This window comes from Pantoea sp. F_5 (assembly GCF_008631595.1).
Classification (GTDB): Bacteria; Pseudomonadota; Gammaproteobacteria; order Enterobacterales; family Enterobacteriaceae; genus Pantoea; species Pantoea gossypiicola.
Genome location: NZ_VWUO01000003.1, coordinates 382,735 through 395,501 on the forward strand (window position 1 = coordinate 382,735; position 12,767 = coordinate 395,501).

The following is a 12,767-nucleotide window of genomic DNA, read 5'->3' on the forward strand; positions in this document are numbered from 1 at the left end:
GGCGCACCGGCATCATTTTACTTTCTGTGTCGCGACAGATGCAGAGTCAGCAATGTCATACAAAGCCTTCAGGAGTATTCCGGATGAGCAAGTTTCTTGATCGATTTCGTTATTTTAAACAGCTGGCCGAGCCCTTTTCCGGTCAGCATGGCCAGACCTTAAACAGTAACCGCGACTGGGAAGATGGCTACCGCAGCCGCTGGCAGCACGATAAAATCGTGCGCTCCACCCACGGTGTTAACTGTACCGGTTCCTGCAGCTGGAAAATCTACGTGAAAAACGGCCTGGTCACCTGGGAGACCCAGCAGACCGACTATCCGCGTACCCGTCCCGATCTGCCCAACCATGAGCCGCGCGGCTGCCCACGCGGAGCGAGCTACTCCTGGTATCTCTACAGCGCTAACCGCCTGAAATATCCGCTGATGCGCAAGAAGCTGATTCAGCTGTGGCGCGACGCGAAAGCACAGCACAGCGATCCGGTGGATGCCTGGGCATCCATTATCAGCAATCCGGAAAAGGCTAAAAGCTACAAGCAGGCGCGCGGACGCGGTGGCTTTGTCCGCTCCAGCTGGCAGGAAGTGAACGAGATGATCGCTGCTGCGAACATCTGCACCGCGAAGACCTACGGCCCTGATCGCATTATGGGATTCTCGCCGATTCCGGCAATGTCGATGGTCTCCTACGCCGCCGGCGCTCGTTATCTGTCACTGATCGGCGGAACCTGCCTGAGCTTCTATGACTGGTATTGCGATCTGCCGCCTGCGTCACCGATGACCTGGGGCGAGCAGACCGACGTGCCGGAATCGGCCGACTGGTACAACTCTTCTTACATTATTGCCTGGGGCTCGAACGTGCCGCAGACCCGTACCCCGGATGCGCACTTCTTCACGGAGGTCCGCTATAAAGGGACGAAAACCGTGGCCATTACCCCGGACTATGCCGAAGTCGCGAAGCTGTGCGACCAGTGGCTGAGTCCGAAGCAGGGTACCGACAGCGCAATGGCGCTGGCGATGGGCCATGTGATGCTAAAAGAGTTTCACCTTGATCGCGAAGTCGGCTATTTCCGTGACTACGTGCGCCGCTATACCGATATGCCGATGCTGGTGCTGCTGGAGCCACGTGAGGGCGGCTACTATGCCGCAGGCCGTCAGCTACGCGCCAGCGATCTGGTGGATGGCCTGGGTCAGGAGAATAACCCGGAGTGGAAAACCGTGGCGCTGGATCAGGCGACCGGTGAACTGATTGCGCCGCAGGGTTCAATCGGCTTCCGCTGGGGTGAAAAAGGCAAATGGAATCTGGAGCAGCGTGACGGCCTGTCGCAAAAAGAAGTGGAGCTGCAGCTCAGCCTGCTCGGCAGCCACGATGAGGTCGTTGAAGTCGGCTTCCCTTACTTTGGCGGCATCACCCGCGAGCATTTTAAAAGCGTCGCGCTGGATGAGATTCTGCTGCACAAGCTGCCGGTGAAACGCCTGCAGCTGGCGGATGGCAGTGAAGCGCTGGTCACCAGCGTCTACGATCTGACCCTGGCGAACTACGGTCTGGATCGCGGTCTGGATGATGCCAACTGCGCGCAAAGCTACGACGAGATCAAAGCCTATAGTCCGGCGTGGGCTGAGCAGATTACCGGCGTCTCCAGGCAGAACATCATCCGCATTGCCCGTGAGTTTGCCGAAAACGCCGAAAAAACCCGCGGCCGTTCGATGATCATCGTCGGTGCGGGCATGAACCACTGGTATCACATGGATATGAACTACCGTGGTCTGATGAACATGCTGATTTTCTGCGGCTGCGTCGGTCAGAGCGGCGGGGGCTGGGCGCACTATGTCGGTCAGGAGAAACTCCGTCCGCAGACTGGCTGGACCCCGCTGGCCTTTGGCCTCGACTGGCAGCGTCCGCCGCGTCAGATGAACAGCACCTCTTTCTTTTACAACCACGCCAGTCAGTGGCGCTATGAAACCCTGGCGACCAGCGAACTGCTGTCACCGCTGGCAGATAAAAGTCGCTACAGCGGCAGCCTGATCGACCTTAACGTGCGTTCCGAACGCATGGGCTGGCTGCCTTCCGCGCCGCAGCTTAACGTCAACCCGCTGCACATCGCGGAACAGGCGAAAGCCGCCGGTCAGTCACCGCTGGATTACACCGTGGAAAGCCTGAAGCAGGGCGCTATTCGGTTCGCCGCTGAACAGCCCGACGACCCGCAGAACTTCCCGCGTAACCTGTTTGTCTGGCGTTCCAATCTGCTCGGCTCCTCAGGCAAAGGGCATGAGTACATGCTGAAATATCTGTTGGGTACAGAAAACGGCATTCAGGGTAAAGATTTAGGTCAGCAGGGCCGCGTGAAGCCGGAAGAAGTGGAGTGGCTGGATCAGGGTGCTGAAGGCAAGCTGGATTTGGTGGTCACACTCGACTTCCGTATGTCGAGCACCTGTCTCTACTCTGACGTCGTGCTGCCAACCGCCACCTGGTATGAAAAAGACGATATGAATACTTCGGATATGCATCCGTTTATTCATCCGCTCTCGGCCGCTGTTGATCCTGCCTGGGATTCAAAAAGCGACTGGGAGATCTATAAAGGCATCGCCAAAGCCTTCTCCGAACTCTGCCCTGGCCATTTAGGTGTTGAAACGGATGTGGTGACACTGCCGGTGTTGCATGACTCACCCGCAGAACTGGCGCAGCCGTTTGAGGCGAAAGACTGGAAAAAAGGCGAGTGTGACCTGATTCCGGGCAAAACTGCGCCACACATTATGGTGGTAGAGCGCGACTATCCGGCGACCTGGGAGCGCTTTACCTCGCTGGGACCGCTACTGGATACCCAGGGTAACGGCGGCAAAGGCATCAGCTGGAACACCAGCAAAGAGGTCGATTTCCTCAAGCAGCTTAACTATGTCAAAGCGGATGGCCCGGCAGCGGGACGGCCAAATATTGACACGGCGATCGATGCAGCCGAAGTGATCCTGGCACTGGCACCAGAAACCAATGGTCAGGTGGCGGTGAAAGCCTGGCAGGCGCTGGGCGCAATTACCGGCCGTGACCACACGCATCTGGCACTGAACAAAGAAGATGAGAAGATTCGCTTCCGCGATATTCAGGCGCAGCCGCGCAAAATTATCTCCAGCCCGACCTGGTCAGGTCTGGAAGATGAACATGTCTCCTACAACGCCTGCTACACCAACGTTCATGAGCTGATCCCGTGGCGTACCCTGAGCGGTCGTCAGCAGCTCTATCAGGACCATGAATGGATGCGCGCCTTCGGTGAGAGCCTGATGGTCTATCGTCCGCCTATCGATACCCGTGCGGCGAAGCCGTTGCTGAACAGCAAACCCAACGGTAACCCGGAGAAGGCGCTTAACTTCCTGACGCCCCATCAGAAGTGGGGCATTCACTCCACCTACAGCGACAACCTGCTGATGCTGACGCTGTCACGCGGCGGCCCGATTGTCTGGATGAGTGAAGATGACGCCCGTGAGCTGGGCATTGTGGATAACGACTGGATAGAAGCGTTCAACGCCAATGGTGCACTGACCGCGCGTGCGGTCGTGAGCCAGCGCATCCCGGCCGGTATGACCATGATGTACCACGCCCAGGAACGCATCGTGAATATTCCCGGCTCGGAGATCACCAGCCAGCGCGGCGGCATCCATAACTCCGTGACGCGAACCTGCCCGAAACCGACCCATATGATTGGCGGTTATGCCCAGCTCTCATGGGGCTTTAACTACTACGGCACCGTCGGCTCAAACCGCGATGAGTTCGTGGTGGTCAGAAAAATGAATAACGTTAACTGGTTAGATGGGGAAGGCAACGATGCCTGCCAGGGCAGCCAGCAGGAGGTAAAACCATGAAAATTCGTTCACAGGTCGGCATGGTGCTGAACCTCGACAAATGTATCGGCTGCCACACCTGTTCGGTGACCTGTAAAAACGTCTGGACCAGCCGCGAGGGCATGGAGTACGCCTGGTTTAACAACGTCGAAAGCAAACCTGGCGTCGGCTATCCGCACGCCTGGGAAGATCAGAAGAAGTGGAAGGGCGGCTGGATCCGTAAGATCAACGGCAAACTGGAGCCGCGCATGGGCAATCGCGTCGGCCTGCTGTCGAAGATCTTCGCCAACCCGGATGTGCCTGCACTGGATGATTACTATGAGCCGTTCGATTTTGATTATCAGCATCTGCACAACGCCCCTGCCGGTAAACATCAGCCGATTGCACGTCCGCGCTCGCTGATCACCGGTCAGCGGATCAAAAAGATCGAAAACGGCCCGAACTGGGAAGAGATCCTGGGCGGCGAATTTGCCAAACGCTCACAGGATAAGAACTTCGATAATATCCAGAAGGAGATTTACGGCCAGTTTGAACACACCTTCATGATGTACCTGCCACGCCTGTGTGAGCACTGCCTTAACCCGGCGTGCGTGGCAACCTGCCCCAGTGGCGCAATCTACAAGCGCGGCGAAGATGGCATTGTGCTGATCGACCAGGATAAATGTCGCGGCTGGCGGATGTGCCTCACTGGCTGTCCATACAAGAAGATCTACTTCAACTGGAAAAGCGGCAAATCAGAAAAATGCATTTTCTGTTATCCACGTATTGAAGCGGGCCAGCCCACCGTCTGCTCGGAAACCTGTGTCGGCCGGATCCGCTATCTCGGCGTGCTGCTCTATGACGCTGACCGCATTGAACAGGCGGCCGCAGCGGAAAACGAACAAGATCTCTATCAGAGCCAGCTGGAAATCTTCCTTGATCCCCACGATCCCGTGGTGATCGCCCAGGCGCTGAAAGATGGTGTCGCACAGAGCGTGATCGATGCCGCGCAACGTTCACCGGTTTATAAAATGGCGATGGAGTGGAAGCTGGCGCTGCCGCTTCACCCTGAATACCGCACGCTGCCGATGGTCTGGTATGTGCCGCCACTGTCACCGATTCAGTCGGCGGTGGATGGCGGGGCGCTGGCACATACCGGCGTGCTGCCGGATGTGGAAAGCCTGCGTATTCCGGTTGAGTACCTGGCGAACCTGCTGACCGCAGGCGACACCGCGCCGGTGCTGCTGGCACTGAAACGCATGCTGGCGATGCGCCATTACAAGCGCGCAGAAAGCGTGGACGGTGAGCATGATATCCGGGCGCTGGAGCAGGTCGGTCTGACCGAAGCGCAGGCGCAGGAGATGTACCGCTATCTGGCGATCGCCAACTATGAAGATCGCTTTGTGGTGCCTTCAAGTCATCGAGAACTGGCGCGTGAAGCCTTCCCCGAAAGCAAAGGCTGTGGCTTCAGCTTTGGCGATGGCTGCCATGGCAGCGACAGCAAATTTAACCTGTTTAACAGCCGCCGTATCGATGCCATTGACGTCAGCAGGAAAACCAGCCGCCCGGAGGATGCCTCATGATCACGCTGCGTGTTGTGTCGCGCCTGCTGGACTACCCGGACGAGGCGCTGTTTACCCACTATCCCGACCTGATTGCGGCGCAGGAAGAGGCCAGCGAACTCAACCTGCAGCAGAGTACACGGCTGGTGAGCTTTATCAATCAGCTCTGCACCCGGCCCATGCTGGACGTGCAGGCTGACTACTGCGAACTGTTTGATCGCGGCCGCGCCACCTCGCTGCTGCTGTTTGAACATGTGCACGGTGAGTCCCGCGATCGCGGTCAGGCGATGGTTGATCTGCTGGAACAGTACCGGGCTGACGGTCTGGAACTGGACAGCAAAGAGTTGCCCGATTATCTGCCGCTCTACCTCGAATATCTCGCCTGTAAAAGCGATCAGGCCGCGCGTCAGGGACTGGTGGACATCGTGCCAATCCTGGCCTTGCTGGCCGCGCGACTGGAAGCGCGACAGAGTCCTTATGCTGACCTGTTCACAGTGTTACTGACGCTGTCCGGCAGCGCAGTCGATCCTGCGGCCCTTAAGCCCCAGGTGGCGCAGGAAGCGCGCGACGATACTCCGGCCGCACTCGATGCGGTCTGGGAAGAGGAGCAGATTAAATTTCTCGGCGAACAGGGCTGTGCCTCAGCGCAGCAGGCGATGCATCAGCGTCGCTTCGCCGATGCGGTCGCGCCGCAGTATCTGGATATCACCGCGGCGACGGCGCGCACCACAGGAGAATCAGCATGAATTTCATTAACACTTTCTTCTTCGATATTTATCCCTACCTGGCCGGAACAGTTTTCCTGGTCGGGAGCTGGCTGCGCTATGACTACGGGCAGTACAGCTGGCGGGCCGGTTCCAGTCAGATGCTGGACAAAAAAGGGATGCGACTCGCCTCTAACCTGTTCCACATCGGCATCATCGGGATCTTCTTCGGTCATATCGTCGGGATGCTGACCCCGCACTGGATGTATGAATCCTTCCTGCCGATCGACGTGAAGCAGAAGCTGGCGATGATAGCCGGTGGCCTGTTTGGTGCGATGACGCTGGCGGGTGGGGCGCTGCTGCTGAAGCGCCGTCTGACCAATCCTCGGGTGCGGGCGACCAGCAGCGTCGGCGACATTCTGATCCTGACGCTGCTGGTAGCGCAGGCTACGCTGGGTCTGCTGACCATTCCGTTCTCTGCTCAGCATATGGACGGCAGTGAGATGATGAAGCTGGTGGGCTGGGCGCAGGCGGTAGTGACCTTCCACGGTGGTGCATCGCAGCATCTTGAGGGCGTCGCGTTTATCTATCGCGTGCACATGGTACTGGGCATGACGCTGTTCCTGCTGTTCCCGTTCTGTCGTCTGGTGCATATCTGGAGCGCACCGGTTGAATATCTGACCCGCCGTTATCAGCTGGTGAGAAACCGCCGCTAACCCCGGAATGGCTGCGGGGGAAATATCGCCCCGCAGCCCTTTTAACCGACGGCGGCGTTGACGTTTTTTTAAGATTCCGGACTGTATGTCAACGCGCTGAACGACTACTATTACCGCATCTGAATTTACCCCTCGTTTATGGATAACCGATGCGTCTCAAGTTAGCCCTCCTTGCGTTCATCCCGCTTCTGGCCTCCTGCAGCAGCAAACCTGACGTTCCGTCCCAGCAAAAGATGCTGGCTGCGCCGCAGGGCGGTTTTTTACTGCAGCCGTCGCACAGCGGGCAGGCGATGTTCGGCGACTTTGCCGGTAATCCGGCCGCAGAGCAGTTTATTGATAAGATGGTTGAGAAGCATGACTTCGACCGTGAGCAACTGCACAACATCATCGGTCAGGCTAAGCGACTGGATTATGTGTTGCGGCTGATGGATCGTCAGGCACCGAGCTATACGCCCGCGCCGGGACCTAACGGGGCCTGGATCCGCTATCGCAACAAGTTCATTACGCCGGATAATGTGCAAAATGGCGTGGCGTTCTGGAACCAGTATCAGGATGCGCTGCAACGCGCGCAGCAGGTCTATGGCGTGCCGCCGGAAATCATTGTCGGCATTATTGGCGTGGAAACCCGCTGGGGTCGCGTGATGGGGAAAACGCGGATTCTGGATGCGCTTGCAACCTTATCGTTTAACTATCCGCGCCGTGCTGCGTACTTCAGCAGCGAGCTGGAAACCTTCCTGCTGATGTCGCGTAAAGAGCAGGATGACCCGCTGGCGCTGAAAGGCTCTTTCGCCGGGGCGATGGGCTATGGTCAGTTTATGCCTTCCTCTTACAATGATTACGCGGTTGATTTCAACGGCGACGGCCATGCAAACCTGTGGGATCCGGTGGATGCGATCGGCAGCGTGGCGCACTACTTCCAGAAACACGGCTGGCGCAGCGGCGAAAATGTGGCAGTCCCGGCCAGCGGTCAGGCACCGATGCTGGAAGATGGCTTTAAAACCCGTTACAGCGTGAGCATGCTGGCGGCGTCAGGTCTGTCACCACAGGGGTCGCTGGACGGCAACGATGAGGTCAGTCTGCTGCGCCTCGACTTAGGCACCAGCTACCAGTACTGGTACGGCTTACCCAATTTCTATGTCATTACCCGCTACAACCACAGTACTCATTATGCGATGGCGGTGTGGCAACTGGGTGAGGCGGTGAGCAAGGCACGGCAGGGGGGCCTGTTATAAAGGCTATCCTTGTTAACTGTAAGGTTATATGATGACGCCCTTTTTCAGGCCACACAGCCACTGATATCTCTGGAGTCGTTATGTCTTTACCTGCCTGCCCAGCCTGTCACGCCGATTACACCTGGCAAGATGGCGAAAACTTCAACTGCCCTTCCTGTGGTCATATCTGGACCGAAGGAGAGGGTGACAGCAGCAATGCGTCACCGGAAGTGCGTGATGCCAACGGCAATCTGCTGGCAGATGGCGACAGCGTCACGGTGATCAAAGATCTCAAGGTGAAGGGCAGCTCCTCATCGCTGAAGATCGGTACCAAAGTGAAAAGCATTCGCCTGGTTGAAGGGGACCACAACATCGACTGTAAAATCGACGGTTTTGGCCCGATGAAATTAAAATCTGAGTTCGTGAAAAAGAACTGAGATCCGGGGCGCAGGGATGCGCCTGTCTTTCTTCTAGCTGAACAGCCGATCAATTGCGGCGCACTGTTCCGCGTTCAGAGCACCACCGTAATTTCGCGAGTTACTGCTCATTGAGTCATAACGTCGCGCCACGGCCGTTTTAATTGTCGTCACGAAATCATCTCCGATACTGTAAATCGCCATCAGCCGGCCGATCTGCTGCTGCAGACGCGTCAGCTCAGGCAGATTGCCTGTCCGCCATGCCGCCATCATCTCGGCAAAGTACTCCGGCACAATATTATTCAGGCCTGAAATTACCCCGGCACCACCCGCCAGCAGATTGGGAAGCAGGTATTCGTCATACCCCGATAGCACGGCGAAATCACTACGTACTTTGCGGGTCTCTTCAATCATTGCCCGGTTATGCGACACGCAATCCACCGTATCTTTGATACCGATAAAGTTGGGCAGCTTTGCCGCCAGAGCAGCAATCAGCGTGGGCGTCAGATCGCAGCCGGTGCGAGCCGGGAAGTTGTAGGCAAACCATTTCCCGCCCAGCTGTGCGTCAAGCGCTTCGAAGTAGTGCATCAGCTGCTCTTGTGTCTGGCCGTAATAGTAGGGCGGCAGCACCATCACCGCATCAAAATCGTTTTTCCACGCGGCTTCGGCCAGCGCCAGCATATCCGGGACACAGGTCGCCGAGACGTTCGCGACCATCTTCAGCGGCGACAGGGGCCTGGCTTCCTGAATCAGCTGTAAACGCTCCTGCTGCGTCAGTGAGGCAAACTCGCCAATGCTGCCCATCACCAGCAGGGTATCGATGCCGGACTCATTAAGGCGGGAGAAGTGTCGCCCGAGCGCGTCGATATCAAGGCCGCCCTGTGCACTGAAAGGGGTGACAGAAGGGCACCAGACACCGGCAAAGGCCGATTTTTCACGCATAGCTGACTCCTGAAGTAAATGTTAAAAATGAAACACTGTTTTAACTTAATGACTCCAGCCAGTCTCTGCCAGCGCCAGATGAAGAATTGAGCAACGGGTCGCACTTTTTTGTCTTTCATCCGTCTCAGTAAGCGAATGCTTCTGACAACTGAGCGAGAGGTGATGATGAAAGAGTGGGATCCCGTGCTGTATCGCAAATTTGAAGCGGAACGAACCCGTCCAGCCCGCGAGCTGCTGGCGCGCATCAGCCTGGGACAGGTTGAACAGGTGACCGATCTGGGCTGCGGACCCGGTAACAGCACCGAGCTGCTCGCCGATGCCTGGCCGCTGGCGCAGATCACCGGGCTCGACAGTTCAGCGACGATGCTAACTCAGGCCCGTGAACGTCTGCCGCACTGCCGTTTTGTCCAGGCAGATATCCGCACATGGCAGGCGGATGCGCCGCAGCAGGTGATTTATGCCAACGCATCTCTGCAATGGCTGGATAATCACGCCACGCTATTTGCTCATCTGGTTAGCCTGCTGGCACCCGGGGGCGTGCTGGCGATCCAGATGCCTGATAACCTCAATGAGCCGTCGCACCAGCTGATGCGCGAGGTGGCGGCTACCGATCGCTGGTCGTTACGCATGAGTGCCAGTGCCGCTGAACGTACACAGCTGCTTTCTACAGGCGAATATTATGATCTGCTGACCCAGGCCGGCTGTGAGGTGGATATCTGGCGAACCACCTATTATCACGTGATGGCCGATGCACAGGCGATTATCCGCTGGTTACAGGCGACCGGTCTGAGGCCTTTCCTGGCGATGCTAAATGAGTCTGAACAGATGTCTTTTCTGTCTGATTATCATCAGCGCTTACTTACCGCTTATCCGGCTCAGGCCGATGGTCAGATTCTGCTCGCCTTTCCGCGGCTTTTTATGGTTGCAGTGAAAAAAGGTGATGGCGCTGGAAAGCAGGCTGCAAAAACAGGGCAATAATGATAATAGCCCTTGAAAAAGTGGTTTTTCTGCACCACCTTCAACCCACGACCAAAGGGAGAGTTGTAATGGACGATCAGCAATTGCAGGCGTTAAGCGCGCAGATAGGTGAGAAGCTGAAGCAGCGTAATGCCACCGTAACCTGTGCGGAATCCTGTACGGGCGGCTGGATTGCCAAAGTCTTTACCGATATCAGCGGCAGTTCCGCCTGGTTCGAACGTGGTTTTGTGACCTACAGTAATGAGGCGAAACAGCAGCTGGTGGATGTTAAGTCTGACTCGCTGGCGCAGTATGGCGCGGTGAGTGATGCGGTGGTGCGTGAGATGGCGCTGGGTGCCCGCAAGGCAGCCCAGGCTGACTACGCGATCTCCGTCAGCGGCATTGCCGGCCCGGATGGCGGCAGTGAAGAAAAACCGGTCGGCACGGTGTGGTTTGGCTTTGCCGGGCCGCAGGATAACGTATTGACTTTTCAGCAGCATTTTAGCGGTGATCGTGATGCCGTCCGCCGCCAGTCGGTGGCATGGGCCCTGCAGAAACTGTATGGCGAATTTCTGACAAATTAAACTTGATACTGTATGACTATACAGTATAATTGTCGGCAACAGAAAGAGTGCAGGCACCTTGAGTGCGTGTTTACCCGGCTTGATTAGGAGTTGAAATGGCGATTGATGAAAACAAACAGAAGGCTTTAGCTGCCGCGCTGGGCCAGATTGAGAAGCAATTTGGTAAAGGCTCCATCATGCGCTTGGGTGAAGACCGCTCAATGGATGTGGAAACCATCTCTACCGGTTCGCTCTCGCTGGATATCGCATTAGGCGCAGGCGGTCTGCCAATGGGCCGTATCGTTGAGATCTACGGACCAGAGTCTTCCGGTAAAACCACGCTGACCCTGCAGGTTATCGCATCTGCACAGCGTAAAGGCAAAACCTGTGCCTTTATCGATGCTGAGCATGCGCTTGATCCGGTTTACGCCAAGAAACTGGGCGTAGATATCGAAAACCTGCTCTGTTCTCAGCCCGACACGGGTGAGCAGGCGCTGGAAATCTGTGATGCGCTGGCGCGCTCTGGTGCTGTTGATGTTATCATCGTCGACTCCGTTGCGGCGCTGACGCCGAAAGCGGAAATTGAAGGTGAAATCGGTGACTCACATATGGGCCTCGCGGCACGTATGATGAGCCAGGCGATGCGTAAACTGGCCGGTAACCTGAAGCAGTCCAATACGCTGCTGATCTTCATCAACCAGATTCGTATGAAAATTGGCGTGATGTTTGGTAACCCGGAAACCACTACCGGTGGTAACGCGCTGAAGTTCTATGCGTCTGTCCGTCTTGATATTCGCCGTATCGGTGCCATCAAAGAGGGCGATAACGTGGTGGGTAGTGAGACCCGCGTTAAGGTAGTGAAAAACAAAATTGCCGCGCCATTTAAACAGGCTGAATTCCAGATCATGTACGGTGAAGGTATCAATACCTTTGGTGAGCTGGTCGACCTGGGCGTGAAGCACAAGCTGATTGAAAAAGCGGGTGCATGGTACAGCTACAATGGCGACAAGATTGGTCAGGGTAAATCGAATGCCGGCAACTTCCTGAAAGAGAATGCTGCTGTAGCAAACGAAATTGATCTGAAGTTGCGTGAGATGTTGCTCAATGGCGCGGATGAGACACTCGCAGCAGCCGACAAGACTGCTGAGAAAGAAGACGCGGCAAGTGAAGCGAACGAAGACTTCTGATTTCTGATGCGGGAGGGGCAAAAGCCTCTCCCGCTGTTTTATCCCCCCTGATACTTTTCCTGCCTTCCCTCTGTCCTGTTCTGTCGCCATAATCTCCCTCTGTTTTTAGAAGGTGCGCAGTATGACTGAATCCTCTCAGCCCCAACCCAATGTTGTCTCTTATTCTCGTCTGCTTGACCGTGCGATGCGCATTCTGGGTCAGCGTGACCACAGCCGTGCTGAGTTATCCCGTAAGCTGCAACAGTCAGCTCAGCGTGCCGCATGGGCGCAGAAAAAAGAGCCTGAAATTATCACTGAAGCGCTGCTGGAGCAGGTACTGGACTGGTGTCAGGAAAGCGGCTGGTTAAACGACGAGCGTTTCACCGATCGGTTTATTCAGAGCCGAAGCCGTAAAGGTTTTGGGTCGCAGCGCGTACGGCTTGAACTGGCTCAGAAAGGCATCGATCGTGAAGCCATTGATATTGCGATGGAAGAGACAGAGGTTGACTGGGCAGCCTGCGCCGCACAGCTGGCTGAACGAAAATTCGGACATCCGCTGCCCACAGAGTGGAAAGAGAAGGCGAAAGTACTACGCTATCTGCAGTCGAAGGGCTTTCAGACCGACGATATCCAGTCCATTTTCAGAAATTTTGATGACTAAAAGCCGATGTAATTTTACTTCCCAACGAAGAAAATTTATCTTATTCCCACTTTTTGTTCCGCTAAT

The 12,767-nt window shown here is 56.2% G+C and carries 11 protein-coding genes; 10 read left to right on the top strand and 1 reads right to left on the bottom strand.

Features of this window, described 5'->3' with window-relative positions; all coding sequences use genetic code 11:
• Positions 1 to 83: 83 nt before the first annotated feature.
• From F3I44_RS06460 to F3I44_RS06485, 6 genes are all read left to right on the top strand, one after another.
• A complete protein-coding gene (locus tag F3I44_RS06460) occupies positions 84 to 3,845 on the top strand; it encodes a nitrate reductase subunit alpha (protein ID WP_150019353.1) in 3,762 nt (1,253 codons plus the stop codon).
• On the top strand, positions 3,842 to 5,386 hold the full coding sequence (gene narH, locus F3I44_RS06465) for a nitrate reductase subunit beta (protein WP_150019354.1): 1,545 nt from the start codon (positions 3,842 to 3,844) through the stop codon (positions 5,384 to 5,386). Before F3I44_RS06460 ends, narH begins: the two co-directional genes overlap by 4 nt.
• Positions 5,383 to 6,111 carry a nitrate reductase molybdenum cofactor assembly chaperone gene (narJ, locus tag F3I44_RS06470; protein WP_150019355.1) on the top strand — a complete coding sequence of 243 codons (729 nt, stop codon included), beginning with the start codon at positions 5,383 to 5,385 and terminating at the stop codon, positions 6,109 to 6,111. Before narH ends, narJ begins: the two co-directional genes overlap by 4 nt.
• Entirely contained in the window at positions 6,108 to 6,785 is a 678-nt protein-coding gene (narI, locus tag F3I44_RS06475) for a respiratory nitrate reductase subunit gamma (protein WP_098052529.1), read from the top strand. The genes narJ and narI overlap by 4 nt, the downstream gene beginning before the upstream one ends.
• 149 nt (positions 6,786 to 6,934) lie before the next feature.
• Positions 6,935 to 8,017: a lytic murein transglycosylase B gene (gene mltB, locus F3I44_RS06480; RefSeq protein ID WP_150019356.1), complete on the top strand. Its 1,083-nt coding sequence runs from the start codon at positions 6,935 to 6,937 to the stop codon at positions 8,015 to 8,017.
• Between the two features lie 80 nt (positions 8,018 to 8,097).
• Positions 8,098 to 8,433 carry a zinc ribbon domain-containing protein YjdM gene (locus F3I44_RS06485; RefSeq protein WP_150014596.1) on the top strand — a complete coding sequence of 112 codons (336 nt, stop codon included), beginning with the start codon at positions 8,098 to 8,100 and terminating at the stop codon, positions 8,431 to 8,433.
• A gap of 33 nt (positions 8,434 to 8,466) precedes the next feature.
• Here the strand turns inward: F3I44_RS06485 and F3I44_RS06490 are convergent, their stop codons facing one another.
• A complete protein-coding gene (locus tag F3I44_RS06490) occupies positions 8,467 to 9,354 on the bottom strand; it encodes a dihydrodipicolinate synthase family protein (RefSeq protein ID WP_150019357.1) in 888 nt (295 codons plus the stop codon).
• A gap of 165 nt (positions 9,355 to 9,519) precedes the next feature.
• On the opposite strand from F3I44_RS06490, the gene tam reads away from it, so the two are divergent.
• From tam to F3I44_RS06510, 4 genes are all read left to right on the top strand, one after another.
• Positions 9,520 to 10,332, top strand: a complete 813-nt coding sequence (gene tam, locus F3I44_RS06495) for a trans-aconitate 2-methyltransferase (protein ID WP_150014688.1) — start codon at positions 9,520 to 9,522, stop codon at positions 10,330 to 10,332.
• A gap of 68 nt (positions 10,333 to 10,400) precedes the next feature.
• A complete protein-coding gene (pncC, locus tag F3I44_RS06500) occupies positions 10,401 to 10,895 on the top strand; it encodes a nicotinamide-nucleotide amidase (RefSeq protein ID WP_150014592.1) in 495 nt (164 codons plus the stop codon).
• Positions 10,896 to 10,990: 95 nt separating this feature from the next.
• Entirely contained in the window at positions 10,991 to 12,061 is a 1,071-nt protein-coding gene (gene recA / locus F3I44_RS06505; RefSeq protein ID WP_150014590.1) for a recombinase RecA, read from the top strand.
• Between the two features lie 121 nt (positions 12,062 to 12,182).
• Positions 12,183 to 12,701 (top strand): regulatory protein RecX, encoded by a 519-nt coding sequence (locus F3I44_RS06510; protein WP_150014588.1) that lies wholly within the window; start codon positions 12,183 to 12,185, stop codon positions 12,699 to 12,701.
• Positions 12,702 to 12,767: the final 66 nt, after the last annotated feature.